Genomic DNA, 19,851 nt, shown 5'->3' on the forward strand with positions numbered 1-19,851 from the left:
TCCCGCCGACGAGCTGACCTCCGCCGTCGGTCCCGCGCCCGTCCCGCCGACGAGCTGACCTCCGCCGTCAGTCCCGCGCCCGCTCCGCCGACGCGCTGACCGCCGCCGACACGATCGCCCGCACCTGCGCCACGATGTCCCGCCGGTTGCGTACGAACTCCGCGTCGGTGACCTCCGTGGTGTTCCCGGCGCCGAACTGGAGCACCGGCGTGTGCACATGGCCACCGGGCAGTTTCCCGCGCAGGCCCAGCCGGTCGCGCAGCAGTGTCGCCCGGTAGGCGATCTCGTTGGACAGGTAGTCCCCGCCGCCCCCGGCCCGCGCCGCCGACCCGGGCGTGGGCCCGTCCGGCCGCACCACGGGCTCGGTGCCACCCGCCGGGATCTCGGTCACGCCGGTGTTGTCGTACACCGGGAACCGCCCGGTGTCCGCCGCCACGATCTCCCGGTACGGCAGCGTGGTCGTCGTCCACTGCGGCTGGCCGGCCGGGTCGGACACCGGCACGAGCCCGGTGCGGGAGACGTTCTCGTTGTCCGCGAAGCCGCCGCGCCAGGCCCCGTTGGTCCGCTCCACGTCGAACCGGCCCACCCGCCCCTGGCTCACCGTCGCGAACAGGTCGGCGCGCGGCAGGTACGGCCGCAGCGCCCGCTCCACCTCGCCGTCCGCGAAGTCGTCCCAGCGCACCGGGAACACCGCCGTCTCCACCCGGGCCGGCCCCCGGTCCGTCTGGATCACCGCGCCGTCCAGCGCCAGCGCGGACGCCCCGGACGGGTTGGAGATGCGGATGTCCCGGTCCAGGGTGAACGGGTCGAACCCGGTGACCAGGACCCGCCGCACGCCCCCCGCGCCGCCCGGCAGCCGGATGTCCCGCTGTCCCCGCGAGGTCCGCTCCAGGTCCTCCAGCAGCGCCGCGCGCCGACCGGACGACAGCCCGAACCCCGGCTGCCAGCCCCGCAGTTCCCGTGTCATCGAGAGCCGTGCCCAGTACAGCGGCCGGTCGTCGTCCCGCGGCAGGTCCCCCACCGCCGGGCCGCGCCCCTGCGCCCGGTCCACCGCCCGCCGCCACAGCGCCGTCCCCTGCCGCAGCACCGTACGGCGGGCCTCGGACCAGGAGTCCGCGCGGCCCAGGGCGCGGGCGAACGCCGGTGCCACCGCGTCGAACCCGGAGCGCCGCAGGATCTCCTGGGGCACCGCCCGCTCCAGCCGCTGTTCCTCCACCGTGGGCGCTGCCGCCGTGGCCGCCACCGCCGTGTCCGCCGCCGCCGGTACCGAGACCCCCGTCACCAGGGCGAGGGCGAGTCCACTGATCCGTACACCTGTGCCGGTCATGGGCGGCAGTATGGCGTGACGGAAGTGACACGCGCTACGGCGCGTGGTGCCGGACGCGCCTCACGACTCGCCCAGCAGCGTCAGGAAGTCCCGGAACGCCCCCGGCATGTCCACCGACTCCGGGTCCAGCAGCCACTGGTACTGCAGCCCGTCCAGCACCGCCACCATGAGCGGCGCCGCCCGCTCCGGGGTCAGCCCGCCGGGCAGCCGGTCGCCGTACTCCGCGCGCAGCAGCTGGGCCATCGAGCCGCGGACCCGCCCGTACCGCTCGGCGAAGTACGCGCGCGCCGGATGCCCCTCCGTGACGCTCTCCCCGAGCAGCGCGGAGAAGGTCTGGACGATGCCCGGCCGCATCGCGTTGTACTCGACCAGCGAGGCGAGCAGGTCCAGGCGCAGTCCGTCGGCGGGGAGGGCGTCCCAGCGGTCCCGCTCCTCCAGGACCGCCACCAGCAGCGCCTCCTTGCTCGGGAAGTGGTGCATCAGCCCCTGCTGGGTGAGTCCGGCCCGCTCGGCCACGGCGGCCAGGCTCGCGCCCCGGTACCCCCGCTCGGCGATGACCCCGACGGCGGCCCGCAGGATCTCCGCGCGCCGCTCCGCGCCCCTGGCCCTGGTCGTCATGGCGTCACCGTACGGCATACGGACGACCCGTTTGTAACGACAGGATCACGAAACCTACCGATCACCAGGTTCCGGGTGCAGGATGAGGACGTCCGTACGGCTTTCGACGAGGAGGTGCCGCGGTGGCTGAGACAGCGGTGGAGAACGAGGCGCGGGAGGCGGCCGTCGAGGCCGCCCTGGGCAAGCTCGATCTGGAGGCGAAGACCCGGTTGCTGGCCGGGCAGGACATGTGGTCCCTGCCCGCGTTCCCGGAGATCGGCCTCGCCTCCCTGGTGATGTCCGACGGTCCGATCGGCGTCCGGGGGGTGCGCTGGAGCGCCGACGACCCCTCCGTGGCGCTGCCCTCCCCGACCGCGCTGGCCGCCTCCTGGGACCCGGAGCTGGCCCGCCGCGCCGGGGTGCTGCTGGCCCAGGAGGCCCGCCGCAAGGGCGTCCACGTGCTGCTCGCCCCCACCGTCAACCTGCACCGCTCCCCGCTCGGCGGCCGGCACTTCGAGGCGTACAGCGAGGACCCGTACCTCACCGGCCGGATCGGCGCCGGCTACGTCACCGGCGTCCAGTCCGGCGGCGTCGGCACCACCGTGAAGCACTTCGTCGCCAACGACGCCGAGACCGACCGCTTCACCGTGAACAACCTGGTCTCCGAACGCGCCCTGCGCGAGCTGTACCTGGCCCCCTTCGAGGCGATCGTCGAGAACGCCCGCCCCTGGGGCATCATGACCGCCTACAACTCGGTCAACGGCCCGACGATGACCGAGCACCACCGCCTGGTCGAGGAGGTGCTGCGCGGCGAGTGGGGCTTCGACGGCTTCAACGTCTCCGACTGGACCGCCGCCCGCTCCACCACCGGTGCCATCGACGGCGGCCTCGACGTGGCGATGCCCGGCCCCGGCACCGTCTACGGCGAGGCCCTCGCCCAGGCCGTGCGCGACGGCCGGGTCGAGGAGGCCAAGGTCGACGCGGCCGTCCGCAACGTGCTGCGGCTCGCCGCCCGCGTCGGCGCCCTCCAGGGCGCCGAACCGGTCGTCCCCGAGCCCCCGGCACCGGTGGACGGCGCCGCCCTCGCCCGCGAGATCGCCCGCCGCTCCTTCGTCCTGCTCCGCAACGAGGGCGGGGCGCTCCCCCTGCGCCCCGGCACCGTCGCCCTCATCGGCGCCGCCGCCCGCGACGCCCGCGTCCTCGGCGGCGGCTCCGCCACCGTCTTCCCCACGCGCGTCGTCTCCCCGCTCGACGGCCTCACCGCCGCCCTCCCCGAGGGCACCCTCAGCTACGCCGTCGGCGCCGACCCCAACACCGAACTCTCGGTCGCCGCCAAGGGCTTCACCCTGCGCACCGTCTGCCACGACGCCGACGGCCGGGTCCTCGGCACCGCGAACGCCCCCGACGGCCAGGTCCAGTGGATGGGCTCCGACCTGCCCGAGGGCGTCACCCACGAGACCCTGCACACCGTCGACCTCACCGGCACCTTCACCCCGCGCGAGAGCGGCACCCACACCTTCGGCATCAAGGGCCTGGGCGCCTTCACCCTCACCGTCGACGGCACCACGTACTTCGACGACGTCCAGCGCCCCGCCAAGGACGACCCCTTCCTCTCCTTCTTCGGCGCCCCCGAGCCCCGCGCCGAGGTGGAACTGACCGCCGGGCAGCCGGTCGAGGTCAGCCTCCGCCACGTCATCGACCTCCCCGACGACATGCCGATGAAGGTCATCACCTTCTCGCTCTGCCACGCCGAGCCCGTGCGCGACCCGGACGAGCTGATCGCCGAGGCCGTCGAGACCGCCCGCGGCGCCGACACCGCCGTGGTCGTCGTCGCCACCACCGAACGCGTGGAGTCCGAGGGCTTCGACCGCACCGACCTGAAGCTCCCCGGCCGCCAGGACGACCTGGTCCGCGCCGTCGCCGCCGCCAACCCCAACACCGTCGTGGTCGTCAACTCCGGCTCCCCGGTAGAGCTGCCCTGGCGGGACGAGGTCGCCGCCGTGCTGCTGAGCTGGTTCCCCGGCCAGGAGGGCGGCGCCGCGCTCGCCGACGTACTGACCGGCGCCCACGAACCGGGCGGCCGGCTCCCCACCACCTGGGGCTCCCTGGCCGACGCCCCGGTCACCCAGGTGGTCCCCGAGGACGGGGAGCTCCCGTACTCCGAGGGCGTCTTCATCGGCTACCGCGCCTGGGAGAAGGAGGGCCGCACCCCCGCCTACCCCTTCGGCCACGGCCTCGGCTACACCGACTGGACCTACGAGTCCCTCCAGGTCACCGGCACCACCGTCAAGGTCCGCCTGCGCAACACCGGCGACCGCCCCGGCCGCGAGGTCGTCCAGCTCTACCTCGCCCCCGCGCAGCCCGACCCCAGCCGCCCCGCCCGCTGGCTGGCCGGATTCGCCGGTGTCGAGGCCGCCCCCGGCGAACGCGCCGAGGTGACCGTCGCACTGCCCCGCCGCGCCTTCGAGATCTGGGACGAGGCGGCGGGCACCTGGTCGTTCGTGAAGGGTCCGTACGAACTCCAGGCCGGGCGCTCGATCGCCGACCGCCGGATCACCGCGCCGATCACCGTCTGAGACCGGGGCCGCGCACCCGCCGCGCGGCCTCCCCAAGCGGCCCCGGCCCGGACCTGACGACCGGGCCGGGGCCCACCACGTCCCTGTGCGGGACCCTGGCGCCCTACCGCGCGGAGAACCCGTACACCGTCTCCGACCGGAACACCTCGCCCGGCGCCAGCACGGTGCTCGGGAAGCCGGGCCGGTTCGGCGAGTCGGGGAAGTGCTGGGTCTCCAGCGCGATCCCGTCCCCGGGCGCGAACGGCTCCGTCAGGTGGTCGGCGGTGTACAGCTGGAGGCCGGGCTCGGTGGTCGCCACGGTCAGCACCCGTCCGGACGCCGGGTCGTACAGCTCCGCGACCTCCTCGGCCGCCTCGGTCACCCCCTTGTCCAGCACGAAGTTGTGGTCGTAGCCGGACCCCGCCTTCCGGCCCGCGCGGAAGTCGAAACGGGTGCCCGCCACGTCCGCCTGCTCACCCGTCGGGATCAGCTCCGCGTCCACCGGAGTGATCCGCGAGGCGGCGATCCGCAGCTCGTGGCCGCCCGCGTGACCGGCGCCCCGGCCGCCCAGGTTGAAGTAGCTGTGGTTGGTCAGGTTCACCACCGTCGGCGCGTCGGTGACCGCCTCGTAGGCGATCCGCAGCGCCCCGGACGCCTCCAGCGTGTACGTCGCCGACAGCTCCAGCCGGCCCGGGAAGCCCTCCTCGCCGTGCGGGCTGACCCGGCGCAGCCGCACCCCGTGCTCGACGGGCGCCGCGTCCCACACGTACTTGTCGAAGCCGCGCTCACCGCCGTGCAGCGTGTTCGGCCAGTTGTTGCGCGCCAGCGAGTACGTCTGCCCGCCCAGGGTGAAGCGCCCGCCCGCGATCCGGTTGGCGTACCGTCCGACCAGGGCGCCGAAGTAGGGCCCCGGATGCGCCAGATAGCCCTCCAGGTCGTCGAACCCCAGCACCACGTCGTCGCTGCGCCCGTCCCGGTCGGGGACCTCGGCCGACTGCACGATCCCGCCGTACGACAGGATCCGCACCCGCACGCCCGCCCGCTCCAGGGTCCAGCGGTGGACCGGGGTGCTGTCCGGAAGTGTTCCGAAGAGTTCGTTCATGTGCGAACTCTAGGACACGGCGGGGTCAGGGCTCCCGCGCCGTGACCACCCGGTAGGCGATCGCCGCCAGCCGGGCCTGCCCGTCCACGCTCGGATGGAACCAGTCCCAGTGACTCAGCTGCCCGGTCCCGAACCGGTAGTCGTACACGGCACCCCCGTCGGTCCGGCACCGCCGGTCCGCCGCGCACACCTGGGCCAGCACCGCGTTGTAGTCCTCCACCCGCCGCGCCACGGCCGCCCGCCGCGAGGTCGCCGCCGCGTCCACGGCGTCCGCGTCACCCAGCATCGACGGGCAGATCCCCAGCTTCCACACCTGCCTGCCCAGCGCGCTGGTGCGCCCCTGCGACCACAGCCGCTTCAGGTCCGGGATGCTCGCCACGTACACCTGCGCCTTCGGCAGCCGCGCGCGCAGGGTCCGCATCGCGTCCTCGAACTGCTCCCGGAAGTCCGCCACCGGCGTCATCGCCGAGGCGGTCGGCCGGCAGGCGTCGTTGGCCCCCACCATCACCGCCACCAGCTCCGGCCGGTGCTCCGCCGCCCGGGTCACCTGCCCGGCCAGATCCGCCATCCGGGCCCCGGTCACCGCGTGGTTCCAGCTCCGCGCCGCCGCCCCCTTCCTCCCCAGCAGCCGTACGGCGAGACTGTCGACCTCGGCGCTGTCGCCCGTCGCCCACGACACCCGCGGGCAGTCCGACAGGACCGTACAGGCGTCGAAGCCCCGGGTGATGGAGTCGCCCACCGCCGCGACCGACTCCGGGGAGGTGTCCCACACGGGCGTCGGCGTCGGGGACGGCGACCCGCCAGACCCGGCGGGGCCGCCGGCGTCACACGCGCCGGCCCCCAGCACGGCCGCGGTGAGGACGGCGAGCACGGCCCGCGTCCGCCGGCGGCCCCGCTCGCCCCGGTACGTCCCCTGTCCCATGCCCGCGTCCCGTCCCTCGTCGTGCCGCCGCGATCTCCCACAGCTCCAACCCATGACACCGCGCCAGGGTTCCCCGGGCCCGCGAAGCGGCGTCTCACATCCGCACAAGCGTCCTGCCGGGTGAATGACGGAGGTTTCCCGCTGCCGGGACCGACGGTACGTCACACTCCGCACGCCACCGCACGGTAGCCTCGCCCTCAACACGGCCCACCGGGCCGCTGCCGCTGTGCCCCTTCCGAGATGTCCCGCTCTGCCCGGAGGTTCCGGTGACGACACGTGGAGTTCTGTACGTGCACTCCGCTCCGCGCGCGCTCTGCCCCCACGTCGAGTGGGCCGTCGCGGGCGTGCTCGGCACGCGCGTCAGCCTGGACTGGATCCGGCAGCCCGCCGCCCCCGGCACCTGGCGCTCCGAGTTCTCCTGGCAGGGCCAGGCCGGCATCGCCTCCAAGCTGGCCTCCGCGCTGCGCGGCTGGCAGCTGCTGCGCTTCGAGGTCACCGCCGAGCCGGGCGCCTCCCACGAGGGCGAGCGCTACAGCTGCACCCCCGACCTCGGCATCTTCCACGCCGTCACCGGCATCCACGGCGACATCCTCATCCCCGAGGACCGGCTGCGCGCCGCCCTGCAGCGCTCCCAGAGCGGCGAGACGGACCTGGCGTCCGACCTCGCCCGCCTCCTCGGCAAGCCCTGGGACGACGAGCTGGAGCCCTTCCGCTACGCGGGCGAGGGCGCCCCGGTGCGGTGGCTCCACCAGGTCGTCTGAGGCTCCGGCGCGCTGGCCGGGACGCCGCCGGGACGCGGGGCCGTCCCGGTCCGCAACTCCGCCGCGTGGACGCGACAACCCACGCCGCACCCGCCCCCGCACCCGCTACGCCACGAGCACGGAAACGGCGATGGCCCGGACCCTTTCCCAGGGTCCGAGCCATCGGAGCGAGCGGCGTCACACCGTCCGGAACGCCAGCACCACGTTGTGCCCCCCGAACCCGAACGAGTCGTTCAGCGCGGCGATCCGCCCGTCCACGGGCAGCTTCCGCGCCTCGCCCCGCACGATGTCCGCGTTGGCGGCGGCCTCGGGGTCCAGCTCGGTCACGTTGATCGTCGGCGGAGCCACCCGGTGGTACAGCGCCAGCACGGTCGCGACCGTCTCGACACCGCCGGCGCCGCCGAGCAGGTGTCCGGTCATCGACTTGGTGGCGGAGACGGCCATGTGGTCCGTGTCGTCCCCGAACACCTTCCGCAGCGCCTTCAGCTCGGCGATGTCACCGGCCGGCGTCGACGTGGCGTGCGCGTTGACGTGCACGATCTCCGCCGGGTCCAGGTCGGTGCGGTCCAGCAGGTTCTGCAGGGCGTGGGAGATGCCGCGCCCCTCCGGCTCCGGCTGCACGATGTCGTGGCTGTCGGCGGAGATGCCCTGTCCGACCGCCTCCGCGTAGACCCGGGCGCCGCGCGCCGCGGCGTGCTCGGCGGACTCCAGGACGACGACGCCCGCGCCCTCGCCGAGGACGAAGCCGTCCCGGCCGGTGTCGAAGGGACGGGACGCGCCCTGCGGGTCGTCGTTGTTCTTGGACATCGCCATCATGTTGCCGAACGCGGCGATGGGCAGCGGGTGGATCGCCGCCTCCGTGCCGCCGGCGACGACGATGTCGGCGCGGCCGGTGCGGATCATCTCGATGGCGTAACCGATGGCCTCGGCGCCCGACGCGCAGGCGGAGACCGGGGTGTGCACGCCCGCCCGGGCGCCCACGGCGAGGCCGACGTTGGCGGACGGGCCGTTCGGCATCAGCATCGGCACGGTGTGCGGGGAGACCCGGCGGACGCCCTTCTCCTTCAGCACGTCGTACTGGTCGAGCAGCGTCGTCACTCCGCCGATGCCGGAGGCGACGACCGCGCCCAGCCGGTCGGGGTCGACGTCGGCGCCCTCGCCGGCCTTGGCCTCGAAACCGGCGTCCTTCCACGCCTCCTGCGCCGCGATCAGCGCGAACTGCGCCGAACGGTCCAGACGGCGGGCCTGCGGCCGCGGGATGGTCTCGGTCGGCTCCACGGCCACCGGGGCCGCGATACGGACCGCCTGGTCGGCGGCCCACTCCTGGTCGAGCGGCTTGACGCCGGACTTGCCGGCCACCAGGCCCTCCCAGGTGGAAGCTGCGTCGCCACCCAGCGGTGTGGTTGCGCCGATACCGGTGACGACCACGGTGCGATTGGTCGAGCTCACGGGAATTCTTTCTCCAGATACGAGGATTGGAACGGCGCCACCGCCGGGTGGCGGGGCATCAGCCCAAGGCAGTGATCGGCGGATCAGCCCTGGTGCTTGAGGATGTACTCGGTCGCGTCGCCGACCGTCTTGAGGTTCTTGACGTCCTCGTCGGGGATCTTGACGTCGAAGCGCTCTTCGGCGGCGACGACGACCTCGACCATGGACAGCGAGTCGACGTCCAGGTCGTCGGTGAACGACTTGTCCAGCTCGACGTCCTCGACCGGGATGCCGGCGATCTCGTTCACGATCTCCGCGAGACCGGCGACGATCTCTTCCTGAGTGGCGGCCATGAGGGCGCTCCTTCGTTGTGTTCCGTAAGGGTGTGGCGGTGCGTTTCCGTACCGGACCCTTGAATGATCCGGCACGGAGTGCCTAAGGGAGGGTAACGACCGTCGCGGCGTAGACGAGACCCGCCCCGAAGCCGATGACGAGTGCGGTGTCGCCGCTCTTCGCCTCGCCGGTCGCCAGGAGCCGCTCCATCGCGAGCGGGATCGAGGCGGCCGAGGTGTTGCCGGTGGTGCGGATGTCACGGGCGACCGTGACGTGCTCCGGCAACTTCAGTGTCTTCACCATCGAGTCGATGATCCGCACGTTGGCCTGGTGCGGGATGAAGACGTCCAGTTCGTCCGGGGTGACTCCGGCCGCGTCCAGCGCCTGCTGGGCGACCTTCGCCATCTCGAACACGGCCCAGCGGAACACCGCCTGGCCCTCCTGCGTGATCGCGGGGAACTTCGTGTGGCCCTCGCCCAGGGCCACGTCCCACGGCACGGTCTGTTTGATCGTCTCCGACTTGTCGCCCTCCGACCCCCAGACCGTCGGGCCGATCGCCGGCTCCTTGGAGGGGCCGACCACGACCGCGCCCGCGCCGTCGCCGAAGAGGAAGGCGGTGGCCCGGTCCTCCAGGTCGGTCAGGTCACTGAGCCGCTCGACGCCGATGACGAGGACGTACTCGGCCGAACCCTCGACGATCATGCCCTTGGCCAGCGTCAGCCCGTAGCCGAAGCCCGCGCAGCCCGCCGAGATGTCGAACGCGGCGGCCTTGTCCGTGCCCAGCTGGTCGGCGATGGCGGTGGCGACGGCCGGGGTCTGGGAGAAGTGCGACACGGTCGACACGACGACGGCGCCGATCCGGTGGGCGTCGATCCCCGCGTCCGCGATCGCCTTGCCGGCCGCCTCGACCGACATCGCGGCGACGGTCTCCTCGGGGCCCGCCCAGTGCCGGGTCTCGATGCCGGAGCGGGAGCGGATCCACTCGTCGGACGAGTCGATCCTCTCCAGGATCACCTCGTTGGGCACCACCCGGGTCGGGCGGTAGCCACCGACACCGAGGATGCGCGCGTACGGGGCTCCCTTGCTCGGCTTGATCTTCGACATGTTCTCGGGCTCCTTCTCACGCACCGTGTTCCGCGATCAGCTCGCGGGCGGCGTCGAGGTCGGCGGGGGACTTGAGGGCCAGCGTCTTCACGCCGGGCAGCGCGCGCTTGGCCAGCCCGGTGAGCGTGCCGCCGGGGCACACCTCGATCAGGGCGGTGACTCCCAGCTCCTTGAACGTCTCCATGCACAGGTCCCAGCGGACCGGGTTGGCGACCTGGCCGACCAGCCGCTCCAGCACCTCGGCGCCGGTGGCCACGGTGCGGCCGTCCTTGTTGGAGACGTAGGGGACGGCCGGGTCGGCGGGGGACAGCTCCTTGGCGGCCCGGGCGAGCGCGTCGACGGCGGGTGCCATGTGATGGGTGTGGAAGGCGCCGGCCACCTTCAGCGGGACGACCTTGCGCACGCCCTCCGGCTTGTCCTCGGCGAGCGCGGCGAGCTGCTCCAGCGTTCCGGCGGCGACGATCTGCCCGGCGCCGTTGACGTTGGCCGGGGTCAGGCCGAGCTTCTCCAGGTGCGCCACGCTCACCTCGGGGTCGCCGCCGAGCAGCGCCGACATCCCGGTGGCGGTGGCGGCGGCGGCCTCGGCCATGGCCAGCCCCCGCTCGCGTACGAGGGTCAGCGCGGCGGTGTCGTCCAGGACGCCCGCGAAGGCGGCGGCCGTGATCTCGCCGACGCTGTGGCCCGCGACCGCGCCCGGGGCGGTGCCGGGGACGGCGCCGAGCGCCGAGGCCGAGAGCAGGCCGGCGGCGACCAGCAGCGGCTGGGCGACCGCCGTGTCACGGATCGCGTCGGCGTCGGCCTCGGTGCCGTAGTGGGCGAGGTCGAGACCGATGGCGTCCGACCACGCGGCGACGCGGTCGGCGGCGCCGGGGAGCTGGAGCCAGTCAGTCAGGAAGCCGGGCGTCTGGGCGCCTTGGCCGGGAGCGACGAGTACGAGCACTCTCACACTCTCTCTTGGGGACGGGCGTGGCCGCCCGTGAGGACAGGGACGAAGAACATGGAGGGGTTTTGTCGACCCCCCACAAAAGACTAGGTTTGCGGATCTCCATCGGCCAGACGCCCCAGGATCAGCGCGATCCGCAGGGTGAACGCGGATCGTACATCGGAGGGTGACCAGCCGGTGACATCAGTCACACGTCGGAGCCGGTAGCGCACGGTGTTGGGGTGAACGAACAGCATCCGGGCGGCCCCTTCCAGGCTGCTCGCCTGTTCGAGATAGACGCTGAGCGTCTCCAGCAGCGCCGCGCCGGCTTCCTCCAGCGGTCTGTAGATCTCCTCCACCAACTGCTCGCGGGCCGTGCGGTCCCCGGCCATCGCGCGCTCCGGGAGCAGATCGTCCGCCAGCACCGGGCGCGGAGCGTCCGGCCAGGCCGAGCCCGCCTTCAGCCCGGCCGCGGCGGCCTGCGCGGACCGGGTCGCGGCGAGCAGGTCGGGCACGACGGGACCGGCCACGACCGCCCCCTGCGCGAACGGTCCGATCAGCGACTTGGCGACGGCGAGCGGGTTGTCGCTGCCACCCGCGATCACCACCAGCCGGTCGCCGAGCACCCCGGTCAGCACCTGGAGCTTGGCGTGCCGCGCCGCCCGCCGGATCGCCTCCACGGTCAGCTCGGAGTCGCCGTCGGGCGCCGTGCCCAGCACCACGCAGACGTGCTCGGGGGAGTTCCAGCCGAGGGCGGCGGCCCGCGACACGGCCCCCTCGTCGGCCTCCCCGCTGAGCACCGCGTTCACCACCAGCGACTCCAGGCGCGCGTCCCAGGCGCCGCGCGCCTCGGCGGCCTGCGCGTAGACCTGGGCGGTGGCGAAGGCGATCTCCCGGGCGTACACCAGCAGCGCCTCGCGCAGCATGGACTCGTCGCCGGGCGCGGCCACCTCGTCGATCGCGGACTCCATCACCTCGATCGTGGTCCGCACCATCTCCACGGTCTGCCGCAGCGTGATCGCCCGGGTCAGCTCGCGCGGCGCGGTCCCGAACACGTCGGTGGAGATGGCCTGCGGGGTTTCCGGCCGCCGGAACCACTCGGTGAACGCGGCGATGCCCGCCTGGGCGACCAGCCCGATCCAGGACCGGTTCTCCGGCGGCATGGCCCGGTACCACGGCAGGGTCTCGTCCATCCGCGTGATCGCCTGCGCGGCGAGCGATCCGGCGGACCGCTCCAGCCGCTTCAGGGTCGCGGAGTGCGGATGGGCGGGACGCGCTGCGGGGGGCCTGCTGGCTTCGGGTTCGGGCACGGGACAAGACTGCCTTATCGGGACGGCCGCACGTGCCCAGGGGTCTACGGTGGAGGACGTGATGGACGTACGCCGCGCCGACGAGCGCTACCCGGGAGGCGACCCGGCGGCCGGGATCGAGTCGCGGCACGCCTTCTCCTTCGGTCCCCACTACGACCCGGACAACCTCCGCTTCGGCGCGCTGATCGCCTGCAACGAGGAGCGGCTCGCGCCCGGCGCCGGCTTCGACGAGCACCCCCACAGCCACACCGAGATCGTCACGTGGGTGGCCGAGGGCGAGCTGACCCACCAGGACAGCACCGGCCGCCGGACAGTGGTCCGCGCCGGGGACGTGCAGCGGTTGAGCGCGGCGGGCGGCGTACGGCACGTGGAGCGCAACGACGGCCCGCGGCCGCTGACCTTCGTGCAGATGTGGCTGGCCCCGCGCGAGCCCGGCGGCACACCGTCCTACGAGATCGTCCGCGGCATCGCCGACGCCACGCCGTACGCCCTCCCCGCGGCCGGCGCGCTGCTGCACGTACGGCGGCTGGCGGCGGGGGAGCGGACGGCGGTGCCGGACGGGCGGTTCGTGTACGTCCACGTCGTCCGGGGGGAGGTGCGCCTGGACGGCAGCGGGCTGGGCCCCGGCGACGCGGCCCGCGTCACCGGCGCCCGGGAGCTGGAGGCGGTGGCGTCCCGCCCGGCGGAGCTGCTGCTGTGGGAGATGGCGGAACTTGCCCGCTGACGCTCCCGGTGGCGGCCGTGCGCGCCGGCGGTCTCCGCGGCCACCACGGACCGGGCGGCGCGGGCCCGCCCCGTCCCGCGGTCACGAGCCGTCCAGCGTCAGCGCCGAGCCCGTCAGCCGCACCCGGATGCCGTCCTGCGCCACGCGCACGTCCCGCAGCCGCACCTCCCCGTAGGGCAGGGCGGGCAGCTCGAAGGAGAGGGACAGACGGTCGGCGAGGACCGGCCGGGTGAGCCGGGGCAGGGCTTCGAGGAGGGCCGGGTCCAGGCCCAGGCCGCGCAGGACGCCGGGGTGGTCCAGGGCGAGGTCGATGAGGTCGAGGCTCCGGGCCTGGCGGGCGAAGTCCGGGGAGCCGGTCAGCTCGGTGAGCCGGCCGTCGTCGGCCAAAACCTCGTCCACGGCCGCCTCGGACAGCCCCAGCCGTCGCGCCAGCGCCGTGACCGACAGCAGTGACCTCGCCTTGCGGGCGTCCCGGGCCAGGTCGGCGGAGGCCTCCGGCGTCAGGTGCAGGCCGTCCGAGGCGCCGGTGCCGGGGCGGTAGGTGGCCAGGTCGCCGATGTCCAGACGGATGCCGCCGATCTGCGTCGAGATGCTCTGGTCACCCTCCTGGCGAATCGTTACTTCAGCGTGCAGTGCCAGGTCGTGCCCGGCGATCGGCAGGGTGCCGCGGACCCGGACCCGGTCGCTGCCGTCGTCGGTGAACGTCACCTGGGAGGCGCCGAGTTCCCTGCCGAGGTCGTCGAAGGACAGCAGGACGTCGCCGTCCAGCCGGGCGACGCGCGCGCCGCGCACCGAGGTCGGGCCGTCGGTGTCCAGCCGTATGTCGTGGGCCGTGGCCGAGACCGCCGCCAGGGTCACCCGGTCGGCCGCCACGTCCGGCATGGTCACCCGCACCGACTCCAGCCGCCCGTCGAGCAGTTGGGTGAGGAAGGGGAAGCCCCCGATCTCGACCTGGGGTTCGGTCGCCAGGTCCAGCCGGTCCTTGAGGGCGTCCGCGGCCCGGTCCTCGGCGTACAGCACGGCCCAGCGGTCGGCGAGGGCGGTGAAGGCGGCGAGGACGACCAGTCCCACCACCGCCTTCACCGCGAACGGCAGTCCGGCGGACCGGTCGCGCCGGCGCCGCTTCCAGCCGCGCCGGCCGGGCGGGTCCGGCTCGGACCACTGCTCGATGAGGTCCTTGCCCAGGAACTCCTCCACGGAGGTCCTCCGCAGGGGACCGTCGTCGAGCGCGCCGAGCTCTTCGTAGGGGTTGCGCGGCGCCGCGGCGCGGTCCGGGGAGGGAGAACGCGGTTCTGTCCGATCAGAGGTGCGCATTCACACATCCGAACATGCGAAGTGCCGCGTGCGCTCCGGAACTTCGGCGATGCGATCTAGGTCACGGTCAGACCCGGGCGGCCGGGTCCGGCGGGACGCGCTTGCGACTGTGCGCCGGCGAAGCCCCTCCGCGCCGCGCGGAGCGGGGCACGCCGCACCGGCGGCACCTGGCCCGGCCCCGTCCCCCCTCCGCCCCGCGACCGCCGCGCGGCGCCGTCGGCGCACGGGCGCGTCCGCCGCGTCCGAGGGGCCCGTCCCCGGCCTTCCGCCGGTCCCGTGCCTTCGGCTGCCGGACCCGGACGCCGATCGGGTCCTCGGGGGGAGTCGCTGGGCCGCGGGGCCTGTGGTGCGCCGGGGCCGGGTCCCGCACACCGCACGTGAGCCGGGCCCCGCAGGCTCTCGCGGGGCCCGGCGGCGGTGTGCGGATCGGCGGCGAAGCCCTCGGTGCGCCGCCGCTCGGGCCCGCCGTCGCCCGTCCGGACGGCCTTCGGGGCCGTACGGCGCGGTGGGGCCGTCCGCCGGGACGGCCCCGAGGGCCGGGGGAGCGGGCGCCCTGCCTTCGTGACCGGCCATCCACTCCGGCCGTGTCCTCCGGCCGCGCACTCCGGTCATGCACTCGATGCGTTCGATGCGCTCGATGTGCTCGAAGCCGGGGCCGATCCGCCGGGAGACCGGGGGACCGGGGGAGTCGGCGAGCAGGGGAGCCGGGGAATCACACCGGTTCGGAGAGGACCGCGTCCGTGAACGGCGGCCACGCCTCGACCGCCCAGGGGCCGAACGCCCGGTCGGTGAGTGCCACGCAGGCGAGCCGCGCGTCCGGGTCGATCCACAGGAACGTGCCCGACTGCCCGAAGTGCCCGAAGGCGCGCGGGGAGGACGAGGAGCCCGTCCAGTGCGGGGACTTGCCGTCGCGGATCTCGAAGCCGAGGCCCCAGTCGTTGGGGTTCTGGTGGCCGTAGCCCGGCAGCACGCCCTTGACGCCCGGGTACTGCACGGTCGTCGCCTCGGCGACCGTCCGCGGGTCCAGCAGCCGGGGCGCCTGCACCTCGGCGGCGAAGCGCAGCAGGTCCTCGACGGTGGAGACGCCGTCCTTGGCGGGGGAGCCGTCGAGGGTCGTCGAGGCCATGCCGAGCGGGGCGAGCACCGCCTGCCGGGCGTACTCGGCGAACGGGATGCCGGTGGCCTCGGTGATGTGGTCGCCGAGCTGCTCGAAACCGGCGTTGGAGTACAGCCGCCGCTCCCCGGGGGACGCGGTCGCGCGGTGCTCGTCGAAGGCCAGCCCGGAGGTGTGCGCGAGCAGGTGCCGCACCGTCGACCCGGGCGGGCCGGCGGGCTCGTCCAGCTCGATCGCGCCCTCCTCGTAGGCGACGAGGGCCGCGTAGGCGGCGAGCGGCTTGGTGACCGAGGCCAGCGGGAAGGGCCGCCCCACCGGGCCGTGGGTGCCCAGCACGGTGCCGTCCGCCCGTACGGCACCCGCCGCGGCGGTGGGAACCGGCCAGTTCTCGATCAACGCGAGGCTCTTCAGCGACATGGCGTCGAGCCTAGGCGGCCTACAGGTACAGCCGCATCGAGGGGTCGGTGTCCCGCGTGAAACCGAGCGAGGCGTACAGCGGCTCGGCGTCGGCGGACGCGGTCAGCATGACGTGTCCGGCGCCCCGCTTGCGGAACCACTCCAGCAGTTCCCCCATGCACGCGCGCGCGTACCCGCGCCGCCGCGCGTCCGGGTCGGTGGCGACGCTGAAGACGTAGCCGATCAGCCCGTGCGGGTTGCCGGCCCGTCCGATGCGGTACTCCAGCGTCCCCGCCACCAGCGCGGCCAGCGCCCCGGGCCGCTCGGGGTGGTCGACGACGAACGCGGCGAACTCCCCCTCGGGGTCGGCCAGTCGCCCGCGCAGGGCCGGCAGCGACTCGGCGTGCCAGCCGGTGTCGCCCGGCCCCGCGGCCATCGAGTCGATCATCACCTGGCGCAGGCGCAGCACTTCCCCGGCGTCCCCGGGCACGGCACGGCGTACGAGACTCATGCCCCAGACGGTAGTGATCCTCCCGGTGCCGTGTCCGTCGATTTTTTCCGCCGCGCGGCTTGCCCGGAGCGCGCTCCAAGGTCATAGCGCGGGCGCCATGACGGTGACGCAGAGCGCGGCCGCGGCCTGCCGGCCGGACACCACCCGCACCGGCACCCGCGCCTCGGGACCCCGGCGCCACCCGCGCCCCGACGGCCAGGACCACTGCGCCATCAGCGAGGTCGTCGCCCGCACCGGCCTGGGCGCGCACACCCTGCGCCGGTACGAGCGGATCGGCCTGATGTCGCACGTCGACCGCTCGCACACCGGCCGGTGCCGCGACCGCAGCCTGGACCGGCTCGGCTTCGTCGGCAGGTTCCGGCTGACCGGCATGCCGGTCGCCGGCATGGTCCGCTACGCCGAACCGGTGCGTGAGGGCGAGGACACCTACCGCGCCCGGCGCGAACTGCTGGAGGCGACCCGGCGCGACGTCCTGACCCGGATCGCGGAACTCCAGGACACCCTCCCGGTCCTCGACCCGCGGATCGGCTTCCACCGGGGGGCCGGGAGTCAGAGCTGAGCGAGCAGCTCCGCCTTCTTCACGGAGAACTCCTCGTCCGTGACCAGTCCCGCCTGGTGCAGCTCCCCCAGGTGCCGGATGCGTTCGGCGATGTCGGCGGGGTCGCGGCGGGCCGCCGCCGTGGCGGCCGGCACCGCCACCGGACCGGCCTCGCGCACCGCGGCCAGCACCGCCGCGGCGAACGGCAGCGACTCGTGCACCGCCCCGTAGCCCAGGCCGAACACCACGGACGCCGGGTCCTGGTCGGCCTGCGCGGTCGGGGAGTCGTCGTCGCGGCGCTCCAGGCGCAGGTACCCCTCGAAGACCTCGGGGGAGCGCCACCGCACCCCGCTGAGGCCGGCGACCGGGAAGGTCTGGTCGCCGGCCTTCCACTTCGCCGACGAGGCCCCGGTCCAGAACCACCGGAACGACACCGTGTCCCCGTCGAAGGACGCCTTCGCGTCGTACGCCTTGAAGTGCAGCGGCGCGTCGGGCGCCGCCACCAGGTACTCCTCGGCGGGGGCGGTGGCGGTGGCGGGCAGCCGCGCCCGCAACTCGTCGGCGTAGTACTCGGCGAGCACCTCCCGCTCGGCCGGCAGCACCAGCCGGTACGGGTCGGACGACTCCCGCAGCTGTCCCGCCGCGGCCTCCATCAGCGGGTCGGCGCCCGCGCGGGGCTCCATGCGCAGCACGACCGTGCCGCGTCTGCCGGGCGTCAGCGTCACGCCCGCGACCGCGTCGAAGGGGACGCGGCGCTCCCCCAGTACCTGGAAGAGCTTCGGTGTTCGGATCCCCCGTTCGTAACGGATGAGCACGGAGTCGGACTCGAACTCCCAGGCGGCATGAAATCCGGCCAGTACGTCACCCATGCGGCTCATCGTATGCGGCACGAGCCGTCGCGTCCTATCCCCGCGCGGGCCGCGGTTTCCGTCGTCTCTACGCGCGTCCGGCCGTGACGGCCCCGGACAAACCGGTCCGGCAGCCTCCGGATCCGTCGGCGCAGTCCACCGAGCGGTACGCGCCAACCCCGATCCGCGCGAAGTTGGCCAGGCTGGCCGTCCCCGGGACGAAGTAGCCGCTGTGCCCCTCGGCGCCCCGCGCCGACAGCACCCGCGCCCCGAACGCGGCGGACACCGGATCGGCGCCGTGCCCGAGCCCGCCCCACTCCAGGTACGGCACGCTCTGGATCCAGTCGTCGGCGTCCCGCATCGCCCACACCCGGGCCGTGGTGCCCAGCCGGGCGGCGCTCTCCACCCGCATGCCGGGGCTGCCGGCCACCGCCACGTCGGCGACCCGGCCGGGCAGCGGACCGGCCGCCGCCAGACCGCAGACCACCGAGCCGTAGCTGTGGCAGAAGAGGGAGACCGGCGCCCCGCCGGGCAGCGCGCGCACCAGCGCGGCCAGCCGGACCGCGCCGGCCGCGGCGAGCGTCGCGGTGGCCGCGTCCACGCCCAGGCCGCTGGGCGCGGTGTAGTCGGCCCAGGCGATCACCGCCGTACGCGTCGAGGGGCCGGCCGCGCGCTCGGCCCGGTACAGGGCCTTGGCCATGCCGGCCGGTGCGGCGTACACCCGCTCGGTGCGTTCGAAGGTGAGCAGGTCGGTGTCGGAGCCGGGCACGACGACGGAGATCCGCTCGGCGCGGTCCAGGTCGCCGAAGACCTCGACGACGCGGCCGGAGCCGTCCGGGTCGAAGGCGAGGACGTGCCGTCCGGGGCGCAGCAGTTCCCCGTAGCGGTGCACGCGGGCCGCCGCCTCGCGCTGTCCGGCGGGGGAGAGGCGGCTGTCGTGCAGGCGCCTCCGCTCCAGGGCCCGGGCCGTTCGGAGCGCGGCCCGGTTGGCGCGGTAGCGCAGGGCCACGGGGGCGCCGTTCATGTTGCCCACGGCGAGCGGGTAGCGGCGGGCCAGGTAGGAGCGCTGGGCCTCGGTGAGCGAGGCGAAGAAGCGAGCCAGACGGGCGGGGCCGGCGCCGGTGTCGGGCAGCCGGCGCCCGTCGAGGAGGCCGTGCTCCCACGCGGTGACCGACGCCCGGAGCGCCGTCGCCTCCCGCTGGTTGCGCAGGGCGGTCCAGCCGGTGGTGGCCAGCATGACGAACACCACGGCCAGCGCGAGCAGCGCCCGCCAGACGTTCAGTTGCGGGGAGGTGTCGAGAGAAGTCACTGGGAGGACACACTAGGAGAACGGAACGGTCTCGGGTGTGCCAAGTGACGGGGATCACGTTTCGATCGCGCCGTATGGGTATCAGGTCGTGCGCCAGTTCCCCGTCAGCGCCGGTCCGAGCCGGTCCAGATGGGCGGCCGTCAGGGCGTGCAGGGCCGTGAGACTGGCGTCGCCCCGGGCCGTCCAGGTCCGCTCCGCCACCCGCATCACCGCGCCGAAGGCGGCCACCACCACGCGCGGCCGGGGGTCCGCGTCCACGTCCAGGCCCTCGCGCTCGGCGATCACCCGCGCGATCTGCTCCTCCACCTGCGTGGCGCGGTGCAGGTGGGCGGCGAGCAGCGCCGGCGTCGACTCGATCACCTGGTAGAAGCGCAGGTGCACATCGAGCGGGACGAGCCGCTCGATGGCCTCGCCGATGCTGTCCCAGCTCTCCGCCAGGGCCCGGCGCAGCGCGTCCAGCGGCGGTTCGTCCGCCGGGCGGGCGCGCACCGCCTCGACGAAGCCCGCCTCGGCGAGGCGGGCCACGTAGAACGCGGCGTCCTGCTTGCCGGCGAAGTAGCGGAAGAAGGTGCGCTGCGAGACGTCGACGGCCGCGGTGATGTCGTCGACGGTCGTCTCCTCGTACCCCTGCTGGGTGAACAGGTCGAGGGCGGCCCGCAGCAGGGCGTCCCGGGTGCGCTGCTTCTTGCGTTCGCGCAGCGATTCCAAATGGACTCTCCTTCGGCTCTTTCCCCTG

19 protein-coding genes are annotated in these 19,851 nt (G+C 74.3%); 4 read left to right on the top strand and 15 right to left on the bottom strand.

The genetic code is table 11. The features are described 5' to 3' along the window. Positions 1–67: 67 nt before the first annotated feature. On the bottom strand, positions 68–1,327 hold the full coding sequence (locus ACY1JF_RS15495) for a pyroglutamyl-peptidase I (RefSeq protein ID WP_462705700.1): 1,260 nt from the start codon (positions 1,325–1,327) through the stop codon (positions 68–70). A 60-nt stretch (positions 1,328–1,387) separates the two neighbouring features. After that, entirely contained in the window at positions 1,388–1,963 is a 576-nt protein-coding gene (locus tag ACY1JF_RS15500) for a TetR/AcrR family transcriptional regulator (RefSeq protein ID WP_462705701.1), read from the bottom strand. 104 nt (positions 1,964–2,067) lie between these two features. On the opposite strand from ACY1JF_RS15500, the gene ACY1JF_RS15505 reads away from it, so the two are divergent. Continuing rightward, positions 2,068–4,500, top strand: a complete 2,433-nt coding sequence (locus tag ACY1JF_RS15505) for a beta-glucosidase H (RefSeq protein ID WP_462705702.1) — start codon at positions 2,068–2,070, stop codon at positions 4,498–4,500. 103 nt (positions 4,501–4,603) lie between these two features. On the opposite strand, the gene ACY1JF_RS15510 is transcribed toward ACY1JF_RS15505, so the two are convergent. Further along, the gene (locus ACY1JF_RS15510; protein ID WP_462705703.1) at positions 4,604–5,581 is read right to left on the bottom strand and encodes an aldose epimerase family protein; all 978 of its coding nucleotides are present in this window, start codon (positions 5,579–5,581) and stop codon (positions 4,604–4,606) included. Between the two features lie 25 nt (positions 5,582–5,606). Then, positions 5,607–6,503, bottom strand: a complete 897-nt coding sequence (locus ACY1JF_RS15515; protein WP_462705704.1) for an SGNH/GDSL hydrolase family protein — start codon at positions 6,501–6,503, stop codon at positions 5,607–5,609. 266 nt (positions 6,504–6,769) lie between these two features. Between ACY1JF_RS15515 and ACY1JF_RS15520 the strand changes: the two genes are divergently transcribed. After that, positions 6,770–7,264: a DUF3145 domain-containing protein gene (locus ACY1JF_RS15520; RefSeq protein ID WP_462705705.1), complete on the top strand. Its 495-nt coding sequence runs from the start codon at positions 6,770–6,772 to the stop codon at positions 7,262–7,264. Between the two features lie 177 nt (positions 7,265–7,441). On the opposite strand, the gene fabF is transcribed toward ACY1JF_RS15520, so the two are convergent. The 5 genes from fabF to ACY1JF_RS15545 form a co-directional block, all read right to left on the bottom strand. Continuing rightward, positions 7,442–8,713 (bottom strand): beta-ketoacyl-ACP synthase II, encoded by a 1,272-nt coding sequence (gene fabF, locus ACY1JF_RS15525; protein ID WP_462705706.1) that lies wholly within the window; start codon positions 8,711–8,713, stop codon positions 7,442–7,444. Between the two features lie 83 nt (positions 8,714–8,796). Beyond that, complete coding sequence (locus ACY1JF_RS15530) at positions 8,797–9,045, bottom strand: acyl carrier protein (protein WP_215169434.1); 249 nt, start codon at positions 9,043–9,045, stop codon at positions 8,797–8,799. Positions 9,046–9,127: 82 nt separating this feature from the next. Further along, the gene (locus tag ACY1JF_RS15535; protein ID WP_462705707.1) at positions 9,128–10,129 is read right to left on the bottom strand and encodes a beta-ketoacyl-ACP synthase 3; all 1,002 of its coding nucleotides are present in this window, start codon (positions 10,127–10,129) and stop codon (positions 9,128–9,130) included. Between the two features lie 16 nt (positions 10,130–10,145). Continuing rightward, positions 10,146–11,069 carry an ACP S-malonyltransferase gene (locus ACY1JF_RS15540; protein ID WP_462705708.1) on the bottom strand — a complete coding sequence of 308 codons (924 nt, stop codon included), beginning with the start codon at positions 11,067–11,069 and terminating at the stop codon, positions 10,146–10,148. Positions 11,070–11,158: 89 nt separating this feature from the next. Beyond that, entirely contained in the window at positions 11,159–12,361 is a 1,203-nt protein-coding gene (locus ACY1JF_RS15545; protein ID WP_462705709.1) for a PucR family transcriptional regulator, read from the bottom strand. Between the two features lie 61 nt (positions 12,362–12,422). Between ACY1JF_RS15545 and ACY1JF_RS15550 the strand changes: the two genes are divergently transcribed. After that, entirely contained in the window at positions 12,423–13,085 is a 663-nt protein-coding gene (locus ACY1JF_RS15550; RefSeq protein WP_462705749.1) for a pirin family protein, read from the top strand. An 81-nt stretch (positions 13,086–13,166) separates the two neighbouring features. Here ACY1JF_RS15550 and ACY1JF_RS15555 read toward each other — a convergent pair whose 3' ends face one another. The 3 genes from ACY1JF_RS15555 to ACY1JF_RS15565 all read right to left on the bottom strand — a co-directional run bounded on the left by ACY1JF_RS15555 (position 13,167) and on the right by ACY1JF_RS15565 (position 16,420). Then, positions 13,167–14,399: an LmeA family phospholipid-binding protein gene (locus ACY1JF_RS15555; protein WP_462705710.1), complete on the bottom strand. Its 1,233-nt coding sequence runs from the start codon at positions 14,397–14,399 to the stop codon at positions 13,167–13,169. Positions 14,400–15,111: 712 nt separating this feature from the next. Next, entirely contained in the window at positions 15,112–15,930 is an 819-nt protein-coding gene (locus tag ACY1JF_RS15560) for a serine hydrolase domain-containing protein (RefSeq protein WP_462705711.1), read from the bottom strand. 19 nt (positions 15,931–15,949) lie between these two features. Further along, a complete protein-coding gene (locus tag ACY1JF_RS15565; RefSeq protein ID WP_462705712.1) occupies positions 15,950–16,420 on the bottom strand; it encodes a GNAT family N-acetyltransferase in 471 nt (156 codons plus the stop codon). Positions 16,421–16,517: 97 nt separating this feature from the next. Between ACY1JF_RS15565 and ACY1JF_RS15570 the strand changes: the two genes are divergently transcribed. After that, entirely contained in the window at positions 16,518–16,979 is a 462-nt protein-coding gene (locus ACY1JF_RS15570; RefSeq protein ID WP_462705713.1) for a MerR family transcriptional regulator, read from the top strand. Here ACY1JF_RS15570 and ACY1JF_RS15575 read toward each other — a convergent pair. The 3 genes from ACY1JF_RS15575 to ACY1JF_RS15585 all read right to left on the bottom strand — a co-directional run bounded on the left by ACY1JF_RS15575 (position 16,970) and on the right by ACY1JF_RS15585 (position 19,823). Next, entirely contained in the window at positions 16,970–17,827 is an 858-nt protein-coding gene (locus ACY1JF_RS15575) for a DUF4429 domain-containing protein (protein ID WP_462705714.1), read from the bottom strand. The genes ACY1JF_RS15570 and ACY1JF_RS15575 overlap by 10 nt on opposite strands. 67 nt (positions 17,828–17,894) lie before the next feature. Continuing rightward, complete coding sequence (locus ACY1JF_RS15580; RefSeq protein WP_462705715.1) at positions 17,895–19,115, bottom strand: alpha/beta hydrolase; 1,221 nt, start codon at positions 19,113–19,115, stop codon at positions 17,895–17,897. Between the two features lie 81 nt (positions 19,116–19,196). Beyond that, positions 19,197–19,823 (bottom strand): TetR family transcriptional regulator, encoded by a 627-nt coding sequence (locus ACY1JF_RS15585; protein WP_462705716.1) that lies wholly within the window; start codon positions 19,821–19,823, stop codon positions 19,197–19,199. Positions 19,824–19,851: the final 28 nt, after the last annotated feature.

The sequence above is a fragment of the Streptomyces sp. SYSU D01066-1 genome (genome assembly GCF_054956795.1).